Origin of the sequence: Sphingobium limneticum (genome assembly GCF_008710155.1) — a bacterium.
Taxonomy (GTDB): Bacteria; Pseudomonadota; Alphaproteobacteria; order Sphingomonadales; family Sphingomonadaceae; genus Sphingobium; species Sphingobium limneticum.
Genome location: NZ_VYPZ01000006.1, coordinates 78494 through 100348, shown reverse-complemented (window position 1 = coordinate 100348; position 21855 = coordinate 78494). Strand labels below are relative to the sequence as shown.

The following is a 21855-nucleotide window of genomic DNA, read 5'->3' as shown; positions in this document are numbered from 1 at the left end:
CACGCAGAACATGACCAGGGTCACCTTCATCAGCGCCGACGGCGAACGGCGGCAGGATGTGGACGCGCCCGCAGGATCGGTGCTGCTCGACATAGCGCAGGGCGCCGGCCAGCCGCTGGAGGGAACGTGCGAGGGGCAGATGGCCTGTTCCACCTGCCATGTCATCGTCGATGCCGATGATTTCGCGAAATTGCCGCGTGCCAGCGAGGATGAGGAAGATATGCTCGATCTCGCCGCCGCCGCCACCCGCACCAGTCGCCTGGCCTGTCAGATTGTTCTGGATGGGGCGCTGGACGCGCTGACCGTCCGCATTCCGGGCGAATTCAACAATATGCAGGGCATGTGATGGCTTCCATGAAGATATTGACCGCTTTTACCGCACTGGCGCTGATCGCCACCCCGTCGCTCGCCGCCGACAAGAAGAAGCCGCCGGCCAAGGCGCCGGTGCCGACTGGCGCGCTCGATTCGCTGATGCCTGCCGCGCCGCGCTATCTGGTGCCGCAATCGGCACTGACATCGGCCCGCAATCCGGCCGAAATCGAAAAGGAAACCGGCGGCCGGCTGGGCGTGGCGCTGGTCGACAAGACGGGCGCGCTGCTGCTGGGCTTCAACCGCGACGATCGGTTTGCGATGTGCTCCACCTTCAAGGCGCCGCTGGCCGCCGCCGTGCTGACCGGCGCGGAAGGGGGCAAGTTCGGGCTGGAAGGCACGATCGCCTTTAGCAAGGACGACCTGCTCGACTATGCGCCGGTGGTGAAGAAAAATCTGAAGCGCGGCCGGATGAGCATGAGCGAGCTGGCGCAAGCGGCGGTCGAGGTGAGCGACAATAGTGCGGCCAATCTGCTGCTGCCGATGCTGGGTGGACCGCCGGGGCTGACCGCCTTCATGCGCGCCCATGGCGACGCCGTCTCGCGGCTCGACCGCGATGAGCCGACGCTCAATGAAAATGCGGAAGGGGACGAACGCGATACGACGTCGCCGGCGGCGATGGCCGGGCTGATGGGCCGCCTGTTCTTCCGCGATCTGGCGGCGGAGAGCGCCGACAAGCTGCGCGCCTGGTTCAATGCCAGCAGCACCGGCGACAAGCGGATCAAGGCCGGCCTGCCGCAGGGATGGACGTCCGGCAGCAAGACCGGAACCTGCGGCACCGCCTATAATGACGTGGCGCTGGTGAAGTCGCCGGACGGCGACGAATATATACTGGCCATCTATCTCGACCGGCCGACCGTGGACGCGAAAAAGGCGGAAGCCGCGATCGCGGAGACGGCGCAGGCGGCGCTGGCCTTTGTGGCGAAGGCGCAGAAGAGCGGGCTGGAGTAAGGTTGGCCTTTGTTGATGTCCGGCCTTTTTTGAAAATTATCGTCATCCCCGCGGAGGCGGGGATCCATCTCCGGACGTCAAATCAAGAGGATAGGGTGGGAGATGGATTCCCGCCTTCGCGGGAATGACGGCGGAAAATAGGTGGGAGACAGCTTTTGTCCCCCCTTGCCATCCTGTCATCACTTCTGCATATGCCGCGCCGGGAGTCGGGCGGACGTGATCGTCGCGAACCGGGTCAGGTCCTGACGGAAGCAGCCACAGTGATTTCGTCACGGGTCGTTCCGGCTCCTACATTTTCCAGCATCACCCGCTTCGACAAGAGCCGCACGAGCGGCTAGGACGTAAGCCATGTCCGATTCCCCGCAGCCCTACCGCGTCCTTGCGCGCAAATATCGATCGCGCAGTTTCAGCGAGCTTATCGGGCAGGATGCCATGGTCCAGACGCTGGGCAATGCGATCCGGCGCGGGCGCCTGGCTCACGCCTTTCTGATGACCGGCGTGCGCGGGGTGGGGAAGACCTCCACCGCGCGGCTGATCGCCAAGGCGCTGAACTGTATCGGCCCGGATGGGCAGGGCGGTCCCACGATCGATCCGTGCGGCGTATGCGAACCGTGCGTCGCCATTGCCGAAGGGCGGCATATCGACGTCGTGGAAATGGACGCCGCCAGCCATACCGGCGTGGACGATGTGCGCGAGATTATCGAGGCGGTGCGCTATGCCGCCGTGTCGGCGCGCTACAAGATCTACATCATCGACGAAGTCCATATGCTCTCCAAGAACGCCTTCAACGCGTTGTTGAAGACGCTGGAGGAGCCGCCGGCGCATGTGAAATTCCTGTTCGCCACGACCGAGGTGAACAAGGTGCCGGTGACAGTGTTGTCGCGATGCCAGCGATTCGACCTGCGCCGTATTCCCGCCGATTTGCTGGCCAATCATTTCGCCAATATCTGCGACAAGGAAGGCGTCACCGCCGAAGCCGACGCGCTGGCGCTGATCGCGCAGGCGGCCGAAGGTTCGGCCCGCGATGGCCTGTCCATCCTCGACCAGGCGATCGCCCATGCCGAAATGGGTGGCGATGCGCTGCTGGTGACGGCAAGCCAGGTGCGCGATATGCTGGGCCTGTCCGATCGTGGATCCACTCGCCGGCTGCTCGGCCTGCTGCTGGAGGGCGATACCGGCGCGCTGCTCACCGCCGTACGCGATCAATATGGTCTGGGCGTCGAGCCGCTGGCGCTGATGCGGGGCCTGCTGGAACTGACCCATGCGGTGACCTTGGTGAAGGCCGGGCGCGATATCGCCAGCCCCGGCCAATCGGCCGAGGAGCGGGAGGCGATTGCCGAATGGGCGTCGCAACTGGGCTTCGCGCCGCTGCATCGCCTGTGGCAGTTGCTGCTGAAGGGCCATGACGAGGTGGCGAGCGCGGTCCTGCCGATCGAAAGCTGCGAAATGGCGCTGCTGCGCGTCATGCACGCCGCGACCATGCCCGATCCGGGTGAACTGGCGCGGATGCTGCGCGAAGGCGTGCCGGCCGGGTTGCCCGCGCCGCAGGGCGGTGAACAGGCAAGGCTGCCGTCCGATCCGTCCGCCGCGCTGCCGCGCACGATGCAGGATCTGGTCGCGCTGGTCGACCGGACCAAGCCATCGCTGGCCAATCATCTGAACGATTGCGCGGCGCTGGTGTCGCTCAATCCGCCCGAAGTGGCGGTGCGATTGACCCATGACTGGCCGCAGGGCGATTTCAAGCGTGATCTGGCACAGGCGCTCAACAGCGCGGTGCCCGGCATGAAATGGACCGTGCGGCTGGAGGAGAGCGGCGGCGGCGCTACCCTGCAACAGCAGGAGCAGGCCGAAAAAGCGGCAGCCCGCGCCGAAATATTGGAAACCCCGGTGGTCAAGGCGGCGATGGCCGCCTTCCCCGATGCCGAGCTGGACGACAAGCTCGAACAATGGAGTGCGTGAGATATGAAGGACTTGAACGACATTTTGGGCATGGCGACCCGTGTTCAGGAAGAATTGCAGCGGGCACAGGATGGCCTGGACAAGCTGGAAGTCGAAGGCGCGGCCGGCGGCGGGCTGGTGAAGGTGAAGGCGTCTGCCAAGGGCCGTATCCTGGGCGTGTCGATCGACGACAGCCTGCTTGCTCCGTCCGAAAAGCAGATGCTGGAAGACCTGATCACCGCTGCGTTCAACGATGCGCGCAAGAAGGCGGACGAGGTCAGCAACGCCGAAATGGGCAAGATGACCGCCGGTCTGTCGCTGCCCCCCGGCTTCAAGCTGCCGTTCTGATCACGGCTTTTGACGGGGACGATGGATCGATCATCGATCGTTCATCGTTTCGGCTTTATGACAGTTGGCGGCCCGCTTGCTGCCGCTAACCAACTGCTGGAGCTAGTGAAGCGAATGTCACATTCGCTTCATGGCCAATTGATTGCCGCGACGGGCATCCCCATAATGGCGATGAACCGTAGGAGAGGGCCGCTTCGCTTCGGCCCCGGAGACTGAATGACTGTGCAATATCCCCTTCTGCCGCTGCGCGACATCGTCGTCTTCCCGCAGATGATCGTCCCGCTCTTCGTGGGTCGCGACAAGAGCGTCGCTGCGCTGGAAGCGGCCATGGAAGGATCAAAGGAAATCTTCCTGGTGTCGCAGCTGGACCCGGCGGAAGATGATCCGGGCCGGGATTCGCTTTATGATACGGGCGTCGTCGCCATCGTGCTGCAATTGCTGAAGTTGCCGGACGGCACCGTCCGCGTGCTGGTGGAGGGCAAGCATCGCGCCCAGCTGGAGTCGATGGAGGCGAACGAAACCTATCTCGTCGCCAATGTCGATGATGTGGAAGAGATCGCGGCCGAAGGGCCGGAGGCCGCCGCGCTGATGCGTTCGGTCGCCGAACAGTTTGAAAATTACGCGAAGCTCAACAAGAAGCTGCCGGCCGAAACCCCGGTGCAGTTGCGCGAGATCGAGGATGCGGGCCGTCTGGCCGATGCCGTGTCCGCGAACATCAACGTCAAGGTGTCCGACAAGCAATCGCTGCTGGTCGAAGCCGATCCGGTCAAGCGGCTGGAGATGGTGTTCGCCTTCATGGAAGGCGAGCTTGGCGTGCTCCAGGTCGAAAAGAAGATCCGTGGCCGCGTGAAGCGCCAGATGGAAAAGACCCAGCGCGAATATTATCTGAACGAGCAGCTGAAGGCGATCCAGCGCGAGCTGGGCAATGGCGAGGGTGAGGAAGGCGACGAACTCGCCGAACTGACCGAGAAGATCGCCAAGACCAAGCTGTCCAAGGAAGCCCGCGCCAAGGCGACGGCGGAGCTGAAGAAGCTCAAGGGCATGCAGGCCATGTCGGCCGAAGCGACGGTCGTGCGCAACTATCTCGATGTGCTGCTCGGCCTGCCCTGGGGCAAGAAGGGCAAGGTCAAGAATGACCTCAAGAAAGCGCAGGATATCCTGGATGAGGATCATTTCGCGCTGGAGAAGGTCAAGGACCGGATCATCGAATATCTCGCCGTGCAGGCGCGCACCAACAAGCTGAAAGGCCCGATCCTGTGTCTCGTCGGTCCGCCCGGCGTGGGCAAGACCTCGCTGGGCCGCTCGATCGCGAAGGCGACGGGGCGCGAATTCGTGCGTCAGTCGCTCGGCGGCGTCCGCGATGAAGCCGAAATTCGCGGCCATCGTCGCACCTATATCGGATCGCTGCCGGGCAAGATCGTCACCAACCTGAAAAAGGCTGGCACGATGAACCCGCTGTTCCTGCTGGATGAGATCGACAAGCTGGGTCAGGATTTCCGGGGCGATCCGGCGTCTGCGCTGCTGGAAGTGCTGGACCCGGAACAGAACAGCAAGTTCCAGGACCATTATCTGGAAATCGACGTCGATCTTTCGGACATCATGTTCGTGACGACGGCCAACTCGCTGAATTTGCCGCAGCCTCTGCTCGACCGCATGGAGATCATCCGGCTGGAAGGCTATACCGAGGATGAAAAGGTCGAGATCGCCCAGCGCCACCTGATCGCCAAGCAGATCGAGGCGCATGGCCTTAAGGACGGCGAGTTCGAGGTGACGGAAGAGGCCGTGCGCGACCTGATCCGCTACTACACGCGTGAAGCGGGCGTCCGTACGCTGGAGCGCGAAGTCGCGCGTCTGGCGCGCAAGGCGCTGCGCAAGATCCTTGAGGGCGCCTATGACAAGGTCGTCATAACCCCCGAAAACCTGGCCGATTTTGCGGGCGTGCGGAAATTCCGCCATGGCATGGGCGAGGAAGAGGATCAGATCGGCGCGGTGACCGGCCTGGCCTGGACCGAGGTCGGCGGCGAATTGCTTACGATCGAAGCGGTGACCGTGCCGGGCAAGGGCCTGATCAAGACGACCGGCAAGCTGGGCGAAGTGATGAACGAGTCGGTGCAGGCCGCCTTCTCCTACGTTCGCGCGCGTTCGCCGGGCTATGGGATCAAGCCCAGCGTCTTCAATCGCAAGGACATCCACATCCATCTGCCAGAAGGCGCGGTGCCCAAGGATGGGCCGTCGGCGGGCATCGGCATGGTGACGACCATCGTGTCCACCCTGACCGGCATTCCTGTCCACAAGGATGTCGCGATGACCGGCGAGGTGACTCTGCGCGGCCGTGTACTGCCGATCGGCGGCCTGAAGGAGAAGCTGCTCGCGGCCCTGCGCGGTGGCATCAAGACGGTGCTGATCCCGCAGGAAAATGAGAAAGACCTAACGGAAATTCCGGCCAACATTCGTGAAGGGCTGGAAATCGTGCCGGTGAGCCATGTCGACGAAGTGCTGGCCCGCGCGCTGGCATCCGTGCCCGAAGCGATCGCCTGGACGGAAGAGGACGACCTCGCCGCGCAGCCGAGCAATGTGGCGGGTCGCGACGGAGATCCCGCACTGCGTCATTGATGGAAGGGAAAGCGGCGGCGATCCGCGGGTTTCAGCCAATTGTGCAAGTGGGCGCAAAATTTGGCACGAGCCAGCAACTTTGTCGCTTTCCCTTTGACAGTCGCGGGAATCCGGGCCTTATTGCGCCCCCTACGCCGCGATTCCTACATACAACCAAACAGCACAAGGGGGTTCCCAAGGCATGAACAAGCAGGATCTGATCAGCGCAGTCGCTGAAAGCAGCGGCCTCAGCAAGAATGACGCGACGAAGGCCGTCGAGGGCGTGTTCGACGCCATCACCGGCGCTCTGAAGAAGGGCGACGAAGTGCGCCTCGTCGGTTTCGGCACCTTCTCGGTTTCGCAGCGCAAGGCCTCGACCGGCCGCAACCCGCGCACCGGCGAAACCATGACCATCAAGGCTTCGGCTCAGCCCAAGTTCAAGGCCGGCAAGGGCCTGAAGGATTCGGTCAACTGATCGGCGCGGCGCCTGCCGATCGGCGGGCGCCCACCGTTTGATGACCGTCCGGCATCGCGGCCGGAAGTTTTTGAGGAGAGTGTGCGGCGAAAGGAAGCATAGCTTCCGCGCCGTGAGACGCCGAATGGCGAAAGGGACGAAGGGGCATGGCCTTTTCGCCCCTTTCTTTTTGTCGGTGTGGGGCGGCGTTGGGTGGTTTCCTGCCGTTACTCATTCGTCATGCTGAACTTGTTTCAGGAGCCATCAAGCCCAACAAGCCATTGCTCTGTGCTGAGAAATGGACCCTGAAACAAGTTCAGGGTGACGACGCAGGTTAGGACAGTTTGCGGTTACCAGCGGACGTATCATCTTGCTTATGTCTAACCGCTCCCCGCCGAAGCGCCCCTCGACCCTGTCGGTGCGTGGCGCTAGGACAGATGCATGACGGAACAAGCGGGCAGGACGATCGGATTTGTGTGGGCGCTGGGAGCGGCGCTGGCGCTATCCGCTTGCGGTGGTGGCAATTATCGGCCGGTGCGCGATACGCCGGTCAAGATCGGCCCGCCCTACAAGGTGCGCGGCACCACCTATGTGCCCGCCGCCGATCCCGGTTACGACATGCTGGGCTATGCCAGCTGGTATGGATCGGAGTCGGGCAACCGCACCGCCAATGGCGAGCAGTTCCGCGCCAAATGGGTGACGGGCGCGCATGTCAGCCTGCCGCTGCCCAGCTATGTCGAAGTGACGGCGCTGGATAGCGGCCGCACCATATTGGTGCGGATCAACGATCGCGGCCCCTTTGCCGGGCGTGGGCGGGTGATCGACCTGTCGCGCGGCGCCGCGGAGCAGCTGGGCATCCGTGCGCAGGGCCATGCGGCGGTGCGCGTCCGTATCGTCGATCCGCCGGAAAAGGACCGGGAGAAGCTGCGCAAGGGCAAGGCGGCGCCGGAGCGGCCGCGCGTGCCCGAACGTATCCTCGCCAATCTGCGTGCGCAGTTGCAGGCCTCCATCCCATGACGGCCCCGATGTGAGCGAAAAGGCGGCGCAGGAGCAGGCGGTGCGGCGCATCGCCATGGACCATGTCGTCATCGGCCCGATGCTGCGCCGCTGGCCGCTGCTCGGCCTGCCCGATGCCTGGCTGTCCGGCAGCATGCTGGCGCAGGCCTGGTGGAATATCTGCTTCGACCTGCCGCCGCTGCATGGCATCGACGATGCCGATATCCTCTATTTCGATCCCGACGATCTGTCCGAGGCGGCTGAGGCGCGCGCGGTGGCGCATGCGGCGCAGCTGTTCGCCGATCTGCCGATCCGGCTGGACGTCAAGAATCAGGCACGGGTGCATCTGTGGTATCCCGATCGCTTCGCTATTCCGATCCCGCCCTATCGTTCGGCCCGTGCCGCGACGGAGACGTTTCCGACGACCGTGTCGGCTGTGGCGATCAGCGATGTGCATCTGTCCGCGCCCTTTGGCCTTGATGATTTTCTGGCGCCGCTGGTGCGGGCCAATGCGGCATTGATCGACCGGGCCTTTTATGAGCGCAAATCGCAGCGCTGGGCGGCGCTCTGGCCCGATCTCACCATCCTGCCCTGGGCGGATGCGGTGCGGCGCCCGGCCGACAAATGACAGGATAATCCGCATCATTGCAGCATGATGGCAATTGTGCGCTTGACGCCTGCTATCGGGCCGCATATGTGGCGCTTCTCTCGGGGCTAAGGCCCCTGTGGCGGTTGTAGCTCAGTTGGTTAGAGCGCCGGTTTGTGGTACCGGAGGTCGCGGGTTCGGATCCCGTCAATCGCCCCATTTTTCAAATATTTCCCCCGTTCAAGGGGCGTGTCCGCACACGGGACTGGCGCGATTTTCCTGCGTCGCGCCATGCAAAAGCGGTTCCCACTTTTCGGCCCGATGCTCTATAGCTCCCGGATGACCGACGCGCGCGACACGGGGCTGACCCTCAATCCCAAATATGACGATAATGGCCTGATCACGGCCGTGGTGACCGATGCGGCGGGCGGCGACCTGCTGATGGTCGCGCATATGAATGCGCAGGCGCTGGCCCTGACGATCGAGACGGGGCTGGCTCATTTCTGGTCGCGCAGCCGCCAGTCGCTCTGGAAGAAGGGCGAGACGTCCGGCCATATGCTGGAGGTGCGCGATATCCGCATCGATTGCGATCAGGACGCTGTCTGGGTGAAGGCGGTGCCGGCCGGCCCGACCTGCCACACCGGCGCGCGCTCCTGTTTCTTTCGCCGGGTCGGGCCGGATGGCCTGACGCCTGTCGATGCTGCGGCCGATCCTGTGGCCGATGCGGCGAATTAGCCTCGCTATCCTGTTCCTGCTGGCCGGGTGCCAGCGCGCGCCGGTGGCGGCCGACGCTGCGCCGGATGCAGGCGGTGCGCCGGCCTCCGGGCTGGAGCGCGCCGCGATCGAAAGTGGTGCGATCACCGACAGCAGCAAGACGTCGCCGGTCGGCCTGTATCAGCGCAGCCATGAGGCCGGGCGCGACCAGCTGTGCGTCATGCCGGCCAAGGATGCGGCCTTCCGCTTCGGATTGCAGGCCAATTTCGGCGAGGATCAAAGCTGCAAAGGGCAGGGGACGGCGCGGCGCGCGGGCGACAAGCTGATCCTCAGCTTCAAGGGTGGCGATCGTTGCATCGTAGTCGCCCAATATGATGGCGATCAGGTGGCGTTGCCCGGCGTGGTCGATATGGCCTGCGCCGACCTGTGCCAGGGCCGCGGATCGCTGGAGGGGGTCAGCTTCCCTCGCATCGCCAGCGACGCCGCCAGCGCCCTGCGCGCCCGCGACAGCGGCGGCGAGGCGCTGTGTGAGGGTTAATGCCCGATATAGCGGCCCGGCCTGTGATTGACGATCAGCACCATGTTCATGGCGGCGGCGGACAGGACCGACAGGCCGAAGCGCTCGAAATTCAGCACCGGCAACGACGCCAGCAGGATCATGATATCGCATAGCATCTGCGTGCGGCCTGCATTCCACCCGCGCCGCCGTTGCAGGATCAGCGCAACCACGCCCACGCCACCGACACCCGCGCCATGGCGGGCGATCGCCAAAATGCCGAACCCGATGATTGATCCGCCGAACAGCGCGGCGAAGAAAGGGCTGACCCGCGCGATCTGAAGCGCGGTCGGCATGGCCAGGCCCACGCCCATGATCGCGACATTGGCGAACAGGGTCTTGAGGCCAAAGGCCATGCCCATCGCCCGCCCGGCGAAAATGAAGAAGGGGATGTTGATGAGCAGGAACAAGGCCGCTGGCGACCAGGGGATGAGGTAGGAGAGCAGCAGCGCAATCCCCGCCATGCCGCCCGTCACCAGATTGGCGGCCTTCAGCAGCATCAGCCCCATGGCGATGAACGCGCAGCCGATGGCGATGGCATAGCCGTCTTCGGCCAGGCTGTGGGGCCGGGCGGTCGTCTGCTGGGTGGGGATGACAGGGGGCATGGGCGATATCCGTAAAGCTATGGCGCCGTGGACATCCCCTGTTATATTGTTGCGCCTGCCTATAACGACATTACGCGCATCTGCAAAGGCTCAGGTGCCGGTGTCGACCTGTGCCGGGCCGTAAAGATCGATCGCCTGGAATAGCCGGGTGAGTGCCTCCCGTTCCTCCGCGTCGATCTCCGGCCGCCACACTTCGAACAGCAAGACGACGCGGGTGTCGGTGCTCCGATTCCAGGCCTCATGCTCGATACTGTCGTCGAACAGCAGCATCTCGCCCTTGCGCCAGGCGCGGGTGTCCGCGCCGACGCGCAACGCGCAGTCGTCTGGCGCCAGCAGCGGCAGGTGACAGATCAGACGCGTATTGAGCAGGCCATGATGCGGCTGAATATGCGTGCCGGGCTTGAGCAGGGACCAGAGCGCGGAGGGCGATCGTCCCGCGATGACCGGCATGGGGGCCAGTGCCAGCGCGGCCATGACCGCCGGGCAACGCCGGGCATTGTCCTCGACCGGGGCGCCGTTCTGCCAGAAGTACAGCGCACCCCAACTGGTGTCGTCGCGCAGAGGATTGTTGGGCGCGGGGCGATCCGTCGGGGTTTGTACATAGGGGGCGAAGTCCGCCTGCTGCGCGCGCACCGCTGCCAGTTCCGCGATGATGGCGTCGGTCATAGCCTCCATCGGCGCGACCCAGTCGAACTCCGCGCGCTCGTAGAAGGCGCGCTGGGGCAGGTCGGGGAAATAGAACATGCTGGGCTGTTGCAGATAGAGCGTGCGCTTGCCGAGCAGCAGGTCGGTGGCATGGGCGATGCGGGGCAGCTGCGGCAAATCGCGGATCGCGGCGGTCAGATGATTTTCGAACCGCTGGCCCGATTGGGCGATGCTGGCCTGCGCCTGTTGCAGCAACGGTTGCAGCTGGGGTGGCGCGCCGGTTGCTGCAGCCTGCGCCAGGGCGGTCTGGAACCAACTGGTCGATCCGCGTTCGTCGCCCCGGCGCAGGGCGTTCTGACCCATGGCGAGCAGCGCGGGCAGGCTGCGCATGTCGGCGTCCAGTATCCGCCGCAGCGCCGCCGCCTCACCATCCAGATCGCCGCTGCGGTTGCACGCCTGCGCCATCAGCATGGCGGGCGGATCGGCCATTTCACGGAGCGTCGCCAGCGCCACCGGAACATCGCCGCGCCGCAGTGCCGCCAATGCGGCGTCCGCCAGTTTCGCTTCTCTCGCCTGATCGTTCATGATCCCGCCTTATCGGGCGGGCAAGCAGGGGGAAAGCGGCTTATTCGGCGGCGGCGGGGACCATGCCGGACGATCGACGCTCCAGCGTAATCGCCAGCAGGAAGACGGCGAGGCCACCCAACGCCAGCGCGGCGCCGATCCAGCCGGTCGACACCAAGCCATAGCCCGCCGCGATCGACAGGCCGCCCAGCCAGGGGCCGATCGCATTGGCGACGTTGAAGGCGCTGTGGTGCAACGCGGCAGCCAGCGTCTGTGCATCGCCCGATACGTCCATCAATCGGGCCTGCAACGGCGTGCCAAGGCCCCCGCCGATACCGATCAGGAACACGATCAGGCTGAGCGTCCAGATATTGCCGGCCATAAACGGGAACAGCGCCAGCGACCCGGCACTCCATAGCAATACGCCGATGACGGTGCGGTTGCGCGCCTTGTCCGCCAGCCAGGCGATGACCAGATTGCCCAGCGTCATGCCGACGCCGAAGATCGCCAGGATCAGCGGAACATAGGTTTCCGATACATGGGTGACCTCCATCATGGTGGAAGCGACATAGGTATAGACAGCGAACAGGCCACCGAAACCGATCGCACCGGTCAGCAGCGTCAGCCATACCTGTCCTTTGCCAAGCGCGGTCAGTTCGCGCATCGGGCTGGCCTTGGCATCGCCGGCGTCACGCGGGGCGTAGAGTGCCACCAGCGTCACGGTCGCCACGGCCAGTGCCGCGACGACGAAGAAGCCCGAGCGCCAACCCAGCGACTGACCCACCCAATTGGCCACCGGTACGCCCAATACGGTGGCGACAGTCAGGCCTGACATCACCTTGGCAATGGCCAGTGTGCGCTTTTCGATCGGCACCAGATTAGCCGCGACCAGCGCGGCGACGCCGAAATAGGCGCCATGCGGAACACCGCTCAAGAAACGGAACAGCAGCATCCAGTGATAGGTCGGCGAAATGGCGGACAGCGCGTTGGCGATGGCGAACATCGCCATCAGGCCGATCAGCAGCGTCCGGCGCGGCAAGCGCGCACCAAGGGCGGCGATCACCGGTGCCCCGGCCACTACGCCGAGCGCATAGGCGCTGATCGCATGGCCGGCGGTGGTGATGTCGATGCCAAGGTCGCGTGCGAAAAAGGGCAGCAGGCTCATGGCCGCAAATTCGGTGGTGCCGATAGCAAAGGCACCCACCGACAGGGCAAACAGGACGAGCGCAGGATGCGCGGTCTGGGGACGGATGCCCATGGCAAGCTCCATGCTGCGTTGCAAAAAGATACGGAAGTCCCGCAAATGGGCCTGATGACAGCGTTGGTCAACCCTGCATTCGTATGAGATTATTGCACTTGCGGTGGCAAACACTGCAATCAATTGCGTTTAGCCATGCGCATCGATCGGCTATAGCGCCCGCCATGACAGAGAAAATCGGGCAGGATGGACGGGCGGTCATTATCGGGGCGGGCGCCGTGCTGGCGTCGCTGACTTCGGTTACGCTGGGTGCCGCCATAGCCAAAACGCTTTTCCCGCTGGTCGGTGCCTATGGCATCACCAGCTTGCGGGTGGGGCTGGGTGCGATCCTGCTGTTGCTGTTCCGTCGGCCGTGGCGGCGCGCGGTGCCGTCTGCATTGCTTCGGCCGCTGATTGCCTATGGCGCCGTGCTGGGGCTGATGAATATCCTCATCTATCAGGCGTTTGCCCGCATCCCGATCGGCATTGCCATTGCGATCGAAGTGATCGGGCCGCTGGCCGTCGTCCTGTTCGGATCGCGCCGGCCGCGTGATTTTCTTTGGCTGGCTGCAGCGGTCGGCGGGTTGCTGCTGCTGTTGCCCGTGCGCAGCGATGCCGCGCTCGATCCGCTGGGGGTCGGCTTTGCCCTGGCGGCGGCGGCCTGCTGGGCCACCTACATCCTGACCGGCAAGCGCGTTTCTGGCGCGTTGGGCGGAGACGCGGTCGCCTGGGGCATGGTGATTGCGGCGATCCTGATCCTGCCCGTGGGTGTCGCCCATCAGACGGCGGCGCTATTCAGCCCCCATGTGCTGTTGTTGGGCATGGCGATCGCTTTTCTGTCGAGCGCCTTGCCCTATTCGCTGGATATGGAAGCGATGCGGCGATTGCCGGCTCCGGTTTTCGGCCTGATGGTCAGTTCCGCGCCGGCCGTAGGGGCGGTGATCGGCTTTGTCCTGCTGGACGAGCGACTGACGCAGCTTCAGTGGATCGCCGTCCTGTGCATCATGGCGGCGTCGGGCGGGAGTGCGCTCACGGTCGGGCACAAGCCGGCGATCGAAGATGCGCCGCAATAAGGTGCGCCGCAATAAGGGAGGTCAGCCGACCTGCGCCTTGCTGACGTCGAGCATCTTGCCGTCGGTTATCACCACCAGGTCGCCCACCTTGGTCACGCCGAACAGCTTTTCCGCAAAAGCCTTTGGCACGCCGATGCAGCCATGGGTGCCCCGGCCCCATTGCACGTCGCTGCCATGGATGAAGACGCCGTCGCTGGTCAGCCGCTGAGCGAAGGGCATGGGCGCATTGTCGTAGGTGCGGGAATAATAGTCCGCGATCTTCTGCGTGATCGGGAATGCGCCCTTGGGGCTGGGCTTGTCGGTCGCGCCGTAGAGGATGACCGCCGCGCCGATTTCATAGCCGTCGCGGAACACCGACAATGTCTGCGCGCGCAGATCGACGGTCACGACCACGCGGCCGGTGGTCGGTGCGCCTTTCTCGTCCCAGGCAAAGTCGCCGTGGCGGAACGGGCCGTCGATCTTCAGCACCCGCTTCACGCGCAGGGCATTGGGATCGACCGTCATACCCTGATCGCTGCGCAACTCTGCGGGCTTGGCCAGGGCAGGGGTCGGAGCAGGCGAGGCGGTGTTCTTTTCAGCCGTCGCGGCCGTATCAGGCGCCGCCCGCCCTTCAAATGCTGGACGGTCGACCGAAGCAGCGATGACCAGCGCGGTCATCGCCACCACGCCGCCGATCGCCAACTTCGGCCCGTGTTTTTTCAGGAAACCCGACATCTTCTACCTCATGCCTCCATATTCTTTCAGCATAAGCGGAAAAGATTAAGGTCAGCCTTCCCGCGCCACTTCGGCCGCCGCGATCGCGGTGAGGTTTAGGATGCCGCGCGACGTGACGCCGGGCGTCAGCACATGGATCGGCTTGCTCAGGCCCATCAGCATCGGCCCGACCGTGGGCGAGCTGGAGGAGGCCGCCAGCGCGGTCAGCGTGATGTTGGCGGCGTCGAGGTTGGGCATGACCAGCAGATTGGCCGGACCCTCGAACCGCGAATCCGGGATCAACCGCTCGCGCAGCGACTGGCTGAGCGCCGCATCGGCATGCATTTCGCCATCCACCGCCAGGTCGGGGGCGGCATCGCGCACGATCTTGAAAGCGCGGCGCATCTTGCGCGCGCTGTCGGTGTGCGAGGCGCCGAAATTGGAGTGGGAGAGCAGCGCGGCGCGCGGCGTCAGGCCGAAATGCTTGAGTTCCGCTGAGGCAGCCAGCGTCATTTCCGCAATCTGCTCGGGCGTCGGGTCCGGCACCATATGCGTGTCGGTGATGAACAGCGCGCCGGCATCCAGGATCAGGCCCGACAGCGCATAGACGCGGCTATGGCCCGGCACCCGGTCGATGATGCGCAGCACATGTTCGACCTGACCCCAATATTCGGATCGACCGCCGACCAGCGCGGCGTCTACCCGGCCGGTCTGCAACAGCATGGCGGCGGTGATGGTGGGCCGGCGATAGACATGGCGCAATATCTCATCGGCGGGCACGCCCCGGCGCGATGCGACCGCGCGATAGGCCTCGACCAGTTCGCCCATCACCAGATGATCGGTTTCGGGATCGACGATATCGACGTCACGGTCCAATTCGAAGCCCAGACCCAGTTCGGGCAGCTTCTGTTCCAGGATGCGACGGCGGGCGACGACGGTGGGGCGCACGATGCCTTCGTCCAGCGCGTCGCGGATCGCACGCAGCACGCGCTCATCTTCGCCCTCGCCATAGACGATGCGGACGCCGCTGCCGCGCGCGGCCTCGAACACCGGCAGCATCAACTGGCCCGATCGCGTCGCCTGACGCGACAGGCTGCGCTTATATTCGTCCAGGTCCAGCGTCTTCTTGGCGACGCCGCTGTCCATCGCCGCGCGGGCGACGGCCACTGCGATCTCACCGATCAGGCGCGGGTCGAACGGGGTGGGGATGATGTAGTCTGCGCCGAACACCAGCTTGCGACCGCCATAGGCCTGCGCCACGCTGTCATGCGCGGGCATGCGGGCGAGGGCTGCGATCGCATCGGCGGCGGCGACCTTCATCGCTTCGTTGATCTGCGTCGCGCCCACATCCAGCGCGCCACGGAAGATATAGGGGAAGCACAGGACGTTATTGACCTGGTTGGGATAGTCCGACCGGCCGGTGGCGATGATCGCGTCCGGGCGTACTTCGCGCGCGGCTTCGGGGCGGATTTCCGGCTCCGGATTGGCGAGCGCGAAGATCAGCGGATTGGGCGCCATCAGCGGCAGCCATTCGGCCTTCAGCACGCCCGGCGCGGACAACCCTAAGAACAGGTTCGCGCCCGGCAGCACGTCGGGCAGGGTGCGCGCGTTGGTGTTGCGGGCGTAGCGCGCCATGTTGGGCAGCATGCCTTCGCGACCCGAATGGATGACGCCGTCCTTGTCGGTCATCGTCACATTTTCGATCGGCAGGCCCATCGACACGAGCAGGTCGACGCAGGCGAGCGCGGCCGCGCCCGCGCCCGACGTCACCAGCTTCGCATCGGCCAGCGTCTTGCCCTGCAACACCAGCGCGTTGCGCACGGCGGCGGCGACGACGATGGCGGTGCCATGCTGATCGTCATGGAAGACCGGAATATTCATCCGTTCCTTCAGGCGGCGCTCGATCTCGAAGCACTCAGGCGCCTTGATGTCTTCCAGATTGATGCCGCCGAATGTCGGTTCCATCAGCGCGACGGCATCCACGAAGGCATCAGCGTCGGTCGTGTCGATCTCGATGTCGAACACGTCGATGTCGGCGAATTTCTTGAAGAGGACGGCCTTGCCTTCCATCACCGGTTTGGACGCGAGGGCACCGATCGCGCCCAGGCCCAACACGGCGGTGCCGTTGGAGATGACGGCGACCAGATTGCCGCGCGCGGTATAGTCCATCGCCTTGTCGGGATCGGCAGCGATCTCCACGCAGGGCGCGGCCACGCCTGGCGAATAAGCCAGTGCAAGGTCGCGCTGATTCACCATGCGCTTGGTCGGCTCTATGCGGAGCTTACCAGGCTGGGGAAAGCGGTGATAGTCAAGGGCGGCGCGGCGGGTGTTATCGTCCATGGCCGGGGCCTTAGAGCCTCGGTTCCGCTAGAGCAACCCAGCGCGTTCCCATGGGGGCGTCGGGACATAAAGTGTAACAAGAAAATCGACGAAGGCGGTGATGGCCAAAGGCGGATTGGGCTGCGGCAATTGCACGGCGAAAAGGCCGACGTCGGCGGACCCTTCATGATCGGGCAATATCTGGCGCACTTCACCCCGTTCCAGCGCGGTGCTGATATCCCATAGCGACCGCAGAGCGATGCCGCCGCCCGCCAGCGTCAGTTCGCGCACCAACTCGCTGCTGTTGGTGCGCACATGGCTGCGGCCCTCCACCAGCACCGGTCTTTTCGGTCCGACCAGCCGCCAGGGCATTTGCCCTTCGGCTGCCAATAGCCGATGGCTTTTCAGGTCGGCGATCGTCGCGGGCGTGCCATGCCGTGCCAGATAGGCGGGGGCGGCGCAGAGAATACGCCGGTTGGTCGCCAGCCTTCGGGCGATGAGGCCCGATCCCGGATCGGCGGTGATGCGGATGGCCAGATCGGCACGGCTTTCGATCAGGTCGGCATAGTCGTCGGACAGGTCGACGCTCAGTTCCACTCTGGGATGTGCGTCGATGAAGCGATGCAGATAGGGTGCCAGATGCATGCGCCCGAAGGATGTCGGCGCGGTGATGCGCAGCGGCCCGGATGCCACCGCCGAGGTGCCGGATACACGCCGTTCGGCATCGTCCAGCGCCGCCAATATGCCCCGCAGGTCGGCATGCAGCCGCTCGCCAGCGGGGGTCAGCGCCAGCCGCCGCGTGGTGCGATGGAGCAGCCGCGCGCCCAGTCGCTCCTCCAGCCGTGCCAGTCGCTTGGACATCATCGCCGGCGATATATGCAGCCGCCGTCCGGCCGCCGCCAGACCGCCTTCGTCCACGACGGTCACGAACAGTTCATGATCAGGGTCCATCATATTCGTTCATCACAGGAATGACTATATTCGCATAATAGCGTCTACACGGCATAATATGAAAGGTCTAAAAGGCGCGTAATCAAGGAGTGGAATCATGACCGACCGCATGATCGAAAAAGCCGGCCTTCAGGTCGCGCAGGAACTGGCCGACTTCATCGACAGTCGCGCGCTGCCGGGCACCGGGATTGCGCCCGACACCTTCTGGGCCGGCGTTGCCGACATATTCGCGCGCTTCACGCCGGACAATGCCGCCCTGCTGCGCAAGCGCGATATGTTGCAGGCGCAGATCGACAGCTGGCACGAACAGCGCCGGGGCCAGCCGCATGACGCGCAGGCCTATCAGGCTTTCCTGCGTGAGATCGGCTATCTGGTCCCCGAGCCTGCGCCCTTCACCATCGGCAGCGAGAATGTCGATGAGGAGGTCGGCCGTCTGGCCGGTCCGCAACTGGTCGTCCCGATTCTCAACGCGCGCTTCCTGCTGAACGCCGCCAATGCGCGGTGGGGCAGCCTCTATGACGCGCTTTACGGCACCGATGCGATCCCCGGCGCGGCGTCGGGCAAGGGCTATGATGCCGGGCGCGGCGCGCTGGTCATCGGCTGGGCGAAAGCGTTTCTGGACGATGCGATCCCGCTGGCGGACGGCCGTTGGGCAGATTTGGCGAGCGATGACATCGTCCTGGCCGACCCCTCGCAATATGTCGGCACGAGCGAAAAGGGTAAGCTGTTCCGCCACAACGGCCTGCATATCGAAATTGTTTTCGACGCGTCGCACCCGATCGGCGCGACCGATCCCGCCGGCATATCCGACGTCATCCTGGAATCCGCGCTAACCGCCATTTGCGATCTGGAGGACAGCGTTGCCGCCGTCGACGCGGCGGACAAGGTTGCGGCCTATGCCAACTGGCTGGGCCTGATGCAGGGCGACCTCACCGAAACGTTCGAGAAGGGCGGCGCGACCATGACCCGCGCGCTCAACGCCGACCGCGCCTACACCGCGCCGGACGGTGGCAGCTTCACCCTGCCGGGGCGCAGCCTGTTGTTCGTCCGCAATGTCGGCCATCTGATGACCAATCCAGCCATCCGCTTGCCCAATGGCGAAGAGGCGCCCGAAGGCATATTGGACGGCATCGTCACCAGCCTGATCGCGCTGCATGATCTGGCGAAGGAGGGCGGCAACAGTCGCGCCGGCAGCGTCTACATCGTCAAGCCCAAGATGCACGGACCGGAAGAAGCCGCCTTCACCAACAGCCTGTTCGACGGAATCGAGGATATGCTGGGCCTGGCCCGCCACACGATCAAGGTCGGCGTGATGGATGAAGAACGCCGCACGTCGGCGAACCTTGCCGCCTGTATCGAAGCGGTTCGGGATCGCATCGTCTTCATCAACACCGGTTTCCTCGATCGGACGGGGGATGAGATGCACACGTCGATGCAGGCCGGGCCGATGATCCGCAAGGGCGAGATGAAATCGAGCGACTGGATTACCGCCTATGAGGATCGCAATGTCCAGATCGGCCTGTCCTGCGGCCTGTCGGGCCGGGCGCAGATCGGCAAGGGCATGTGGGCCGCGCCTGATCGTATGGCCGACATGCTGGAACAGAAGGTCGGCCACCCGAACAGCGGCGCGAACACCGCCTGGGTGCCGTCGCCCACCGCCGCGACCTTGCACGCAACGCACTATCATCGCATCGACGTTTTCGCCCGTCAGGCGGAGCGGGCGGCGGAGGGTATCGCCCCGCTGGAAAAGCTGCTGACCATTCCCGTCGCGGTCGGCCGCAATTTCTCCGAAGAGGAGATCGCGCAGGAACTGGACAATAATGCGCAGGGCATATTGGGCTATGTCGTCCGCTGGGTCGATTTGGGCGTCGGTTGCTCGAAGGTGCCCGACATCCACGACATCGGCCTGATGGAGGACCGCGCGACGCTGCGCATTTCCTCGCAACATATGGCGAACTGGCTGCTGCATGGCGTTTGCACGGCAAGCCAGGTCGATGCCGCGCTGGAGCGGATGGCGGCCAAGGTCGATGCGCAGAATGCAGGCGATCCGCTCTATCAGCCGATGAGCGGCCGGGAAGGGGAGAGCCTCGCCTTTCAGGCCGCCCGCGCGCTGGTGTTCGAAGGGGTCGAGCAGCCCAGCGGCTATACCGAACCTTTGCTCCACGCTTTCCGCGCTGAACAGAAGGCGGAGGCGCTGGAAGTCGCATAGGGGCACACCACAACATTGTTCCCCGGCGCAGGCCGGGGTCCAGCGTTCTTGGCGATGCGTCCGGCGCCCTGGACCCCGGCCTGCGCCGGGGAACGGCATATTGGCTTCTCTCCTTCACTGGGATAGGCCGTGGTCATTCCATCCATGGAAGGCCACGCCATGACCATCATCGTCCATCACCTCAACAACAGCCGGTCGCAACGCATCCTCTGGTTGCTGGAGGAACTGGGCGAACCCTATGAGGTTCGCCGCTACGAGCGCGACCGCAAGACGATGCGCGCGCCCGAAAGCCTGCGCGCGGTCCACCCGCTCGGACGGTCGCCGGTGGTGGAGGTGGACGGCCACCGCCTGATCGAAACCGGCGCGATCATGGACTATCTGGTCGCCCGGTCCGGCAATCGTTTCGGCCCGCCCGCCGATGGGCCGGGCGCGATCCTCTACCGCCAGTTTCTCCATTATGCCGAAGGGTCGATGATGCCGCCGCTGCTGGCCTTGCTCATCATCGGCAAGCTGGGTCTGCTCGGCCGTCCCGCACGCCCGACGGTGCAGCGCATGCTGGACGATCATCTCGACTGGCTGGAAAGCGAACTGGCTGGGCGTCCCTATTTCGCGGGCGACGTCTTCACCGCTGCCGACATGATGATGAGTTTCCCGCTGGAGGCATCCCGCGCCCGTGGCGGCCTTGACCAATCGCGCCCGAACATCCTTCGCTGGCTGAACGAAATGCATGCGCGGCCCGCTTATCAGGCTGCGCTCAAGACTGGAGGCAAATATGCCTACGCCTGACCGTCGCACATTGCTGCGCTACGCCGCCGCCGGGATCGCCACATCGCTCGTCGCCCCGCGCCTCTTCGCGCAGGACAAGGCGGCCGAGGCGCTCAGGTCGCTGACCGGCGGCGTGGCCCCCATAGGCAAGGGCGAACGGGCCGACCGCCTCGCCCGCGCGCAGCGGATGATGCAGGCACAGGGCATCGACGCGCTGCTGATCGAGCCGGGCGCCAGCCTCATCTATTATTGCGGCATCCGCTGGCACCGCAGCGAGCGGCTGACTGCTTTGGTCATCCCGGCGACCGGCGCGCCGCTGGTCGTCTGCCCCTTTTTCGAGAAACCCTCGATCGACGAATCGCTGGCCATCCCGGCGGAAGTCCGCGTCTGGCAGGAGCATGAAAGCCCCTATGCCCCGATCGCCGATTTCCTGACCGCCAAGGGTTTGGCCAAGGGGCGCATCGGCATCGAGGAAACGGTGCGCTATTTCGCGGTCGATGGGCTGAAGGCCGCGCTGCCCGCCGCAAACCTCGTCAAAGATCCCGTCACCCGCGCCATCCGCATGCGCAAGACGGCGGCGGAAATCGCCCTGATGCAGGCGGCGTCGGACGTCACCATGGCCGCCTATCGCTGGACCTATCCCCAGGTGAAGACCGGCATGACCCCCGCCGATATCGGCGCGCTGATGAGCGCGGCGACGAAGCAACTGGGCGGGCAGGTGGAGTTCAACCTTATCCTGCTGGGCGAGGCCGCCGCCTATCCCCATGGCTCCGGCAAGCCGCAGGCGGTGAAAGCGGGGGAAGTCGTGCTGATGGACTGCGGCTGCACGGTCGAGGATTATCAATCCGATATCAGCCGCACCTGGGTCCATGGCGCAACCCCCACCGCGCAACAGCGCAAGGTCTGGAGCGATGTGTCCCACGGCCAGACGATCGCGTTTGCAGCGGCGAAAATCGGCGTTCCGGCAGGATCGGTCGATGATGCGGTGCGCGGCTGGTATGAAGGTCAGGGCTACGGCCCCGGCTACGCGCTGCCCGGCCTGTCCCATCGCACCGGCCACGGCATCGGCATGGAGGGGCATGAGCCGGTCAACCTGGTCCATGGCGAAACCACGAAGCTGGACGTGGGCATGTGCTTTTCCAACGAACCGGGCCTGTATCTGCCCGGCGTCATGGGCGTGCGGATGGAAGACTGCTTCCACATGACCGCGCAGGGGCCGCAATGGTTCTCGAAACCGCCAGCGTCGATTGGAGAACCGATCGGATGACGGATGTTGCATCGCGACCAAAT

The 21855-nt window shown here is 64.7% G+C and carries 20 protein-coding genes, 1 tRNA gene and 1 other RNA gene; 16 read left to right on the top strand and 6 right to left on the bottom strand.

Annotation, left to right across the window (positions count from 1 at the left end; genetic code table 11):
* Nucleotides 1-10 precede the first annotated feature (10 nt).
* From F4U94_RS09735 to F4U94_RS09680, 12 genes are all read left to right on the top strand, one after another.
* Nucleotides 11-346, top strand: coding sequence for a 2Fe-2S iron-sulfur cluster-binding protein (locus F4U94_RS09735; RefSeq protein WP_120249735.1), 336 nt, complete (start codon nucleotides 11-13; stop codon nucleotides 344-346).
* Nucleotides 347-354: 8 nt separating this feature from the next.
* A complete protein-coding gene (blaSGM, locus tag F4U94_RS09730; RefSeq protein WP_120251995.1) occupies nucleotides 355-1320 on the top strand; it encodes an SGM family class A beta-lactamase in 966 nt (321 codons plus the stop codon).
* Nucleotides 1321-1518: 198 nt separating this feature from the next.
* An RNA gene (gene ffs, locus F4U94_RS09725) (signal recognition particle sRNA small type) lies at nucleotides 1519-1616 on the top strand.
* Nucleotides 1617-1668: 52 nt separating this feature from the next.
* On the top strand, nucleotides 1669-3279 hold the full coding sequence (locus F4U94_RS09720; RefSeq protein WP_120249736.1) for a DNA polymerase III subunit gamma/tau: 1611 nt from the start codon (nucleotides 1669-1671) through the stop codon (nucleotides 3277-3279).
* A gap of 3 nt (nucleotides 3280-3282) precedes the next feature.
* Complete coding sequence (locus tag F4U94_RS09715) at nucleotides 3283-3606, top strand: YbaB/EbfC family nucleoid-associated protein (protein WP_120249737.1); 324 nt, start codon at nucleotides 3283-3285, stop codon at nucleotides 3604-3606.
* A 216-nt stretch (nucleotides 3607-3822) separates the two neighbouring features.
* A complete protein-coding gene (gene lon, locus F4U94_RS09710) occupies nucleotides 3823-6219 on the top strand; it encodes an endopeptidase La (RefSeq protein ID WP_120249738.1) in 2397 nt (798 codons plus the stop codon).
* 181 nt (nucleotides 6220-6400) lie between these two features.
* Nucleotides 6401-6673 (top strand): HU family DNA-binding protein, encoded by a 273-nt coding sequence (locus F4U94_RS09705; RefSeq protein ID WP_024019962.1) that lies wholly within the window; start codon nucleotides 6401-6403, stop codon nucleotides 6671-6673.
* A gap of 420 nt (nucleotides 6674-7093) precedes the next feature.
* Nucleotides 7094-7669, top strand: a complete 576-nt coding sequence (locus F4U94_RS09700; protein WP_120249739.1) for a septal ring lytic transglycosylase RlpA family protein — start codon at nucleotides 7094-7096, stop codon at nucleotides 7667-7669.
* Nucleotides 7670-7679: 10 nt separating this feature from the next.
* Nucleotides 7680-8276 carry a nucleotidyltransferase family protein gene (locus tag F4U94_RS09695; protein ID WP_232015864.1) on the top strand — a complete coding sequence of 199 codons (597 nt, stop codon included), beginning with the start codon at nucleotides 7680-7682 and terminating at the stop codon, nucleotides 8274-8276.
* A gap of 100 nt (nucleotides 8277-8376) precedes the next feature.
* Nucleotides 8377-8453 (top strand) — tRNA-His (locus F4U94_RS09690).
* A 120-nt stretch (nucleotides 8454-8573) separates the two neighbouring features.
* Complete coding sequence (gene hisI, locus F4U94_RS09685) at nucleotides 8574-8969, top strand: phosphoribosyl-AMP cyclohydrolase (RefSeq protein WP_120251997.1); 396 nt, start codon at nucleotides 8574-8576, stop codon at nucleotides 8967-8969.
* A complete protein-coding gene (locus F4U94_RS09680; protein ID WP_120251998.1) occupies nucleotides 8956-9486 on the top strand; it encodes a hypothetical protein in 531 nt (176 codons plus the stop codon). Before hisI ends, F4U94_RS09680 begins: the two co-directional genes overlap by 14 nt.
* Here F4U94_RS09680 and F4U94_RS09675 read toward each other — a convergent pair.
* The 3 genes from F4U94_RS09675 to F4U94_RS09665 form a co-directional block, all read right to left on the bottom strand.
* The gene (locus tag F4U94_RS09675) at nucleotides 9483-10109 is read right to left on the bottom strand and encodes a YitT family protein (RefSeq protein WP_120249740.1); all 627 of its coding nucleotides are present in this window, start codon (nucleotides 10107-10109) and stop codon (nucleotides 9483-9485) included. The genes F4U94_RS09680 and F4U94_RS09675 overlap by 4 nt on opposite strands.
* A 90-nt stretch (nucleotides 10110-10199) precedes the next feature.
* Nucleotides 10200-11339 (bottom strand): aspartyl/asparaginyl beta-hydroxylase domain-containing protein, encoded by a 1140-nt coding sequence (locus F4U94_RS09670; protein WP_120249741.1) that lies wholly within the window; start codon nucleotides 11337-11339, stop codon nucleotides 10200-10202.
* A 40-nt stretch (nucleotides 11340-11379) separates the two neighbouring features.
* Nucleotides 11380-12588 (bottom strand): MFS transporter, encoded by a 1209-nt coding sequence (locus F4U94_RS09665; RefSeq protein WP_120249742.1) that lies wholly within the window; start codon nucleotides 12586-12588, stop codon nucleotides 11380-11382.
* A gap of 152 nt (nucleotides 12589-12740) precedes the next feature.
* Between F4U94_RS09665 and F4U94_RS09660 the strand changes: the two genes are divergently transcribed.
* Nucleotides 12741-13628 carry an EamA family transporter gene (locus F4U94_RS09660; RefSeq protein ID WP_120249743.1) on the top strand — a complete coding sequence of 296 codons (888 nt, stop codon included), beginning with the start codon at nucleotides 12741-12743 and terminating at the stop codon, nucleotides 13626-13628.
* A 21-nt stretch (nucleotides 13629-13649) separates the two neighbouring features.
* On the opposite strand, the gene F4U94_RS09655 is transcribed toward F4U94_RS09660, so the two are convergent.
* The 3 genes from F4U94_RS09655 to F4U94_RS09645 are packed head-to-tail and all read right to left on the bottom strand — an operon-like array spanning nucleotide 13650 to nucleotide 17594.
* Nucleotides 13650-14342 (bottom strand): L,D-transpeptidase family protein, encoded by a 693-nt coding sequence (locus tag F4U94_RS09655; RefSeq protein ID WP_120249744.1) that lies wholly within the window; start codon nucleotides 14340-14342, stop codon nucleotides 13650-13652.
* Nucleotides 14343-14393: 51 nt separating this feature from the next.
* On the bottom strand, nucleotides 14394-16661 hold the full coding sequence (locus F4U94_RS09650; RefSeq protein ID WP_120249745.1) for an NADP-dependent malic enzyme: 2268 nt from the start codon (nucleotides 16659-16661) through the stop codon (nucleotides 14394-14396).
* Between the two features lie 27 nt (nucleotides 16662-16688).
* The gene (locus tag F4U94_RS09645; RefSeq protein ID WP_120249746.1) at nucleotides 16689-17594 is read right to left on the bottom strand and encodes a LysR family transcriptional regulator; all 906 of its coding nucleotides are present in this window, start codon (nucleotides 17592-17594) and stop codon (nucleotides 16689-16691) included.
* Between the two features lie 94 nt (nucleotides 17595-17688).
* Here F4U94_RS09645 and F4U94_RS09640 point away from each other — a divergent pair, with 94 nt between their 5' ends.
* The 3 genes from F4U94_RS09640 to F4U94_RS09630 all read left to right on the top strand — a co-directional run bounded on the left by F4U94_RS09640 (nucleotide 17689) and on the right by F4U94_RS09630 (nucleotide 21832).
* Nucleotides 17689-19800, top strand: coding sequence for a malate synthase G (locus F4U94_RS09640; protein WP_120249747.1), 2112 nt, complete (start codon nucleotides 17689-17691; stop codon nucleotides 19798-19800).
* Between the two features lie 159 nt (nucleotides 19801-19959).
* A complete protein-coding gene (locus F4U94_RS09635) occupies nucleotides 19960-20586 on the top strand; it encodes a glutathione S-transferase family protein (RefSeq protein ID WP_120251999.1) in 627 nt (208 codons plus the stop codon).
* On the top strand, nucleotides 20573-21832 hold the full coding sequence (locus tag F4U94_RS09630; protein WP_120249748.1) for a M24 family metallopeptidase: 1260 nt from the start codon (nucleotides 20573-20575) through the stop codon (nucleotides 21830-21832). The genes F4U94_RS09635 and F4U94_RS09630 overlap by 14 nt, the downstream gene beginning before the upstream one ends.
* The last annotated feature ends 23 nt before the right edge of the window (nucleotides 21833-21855 follow it).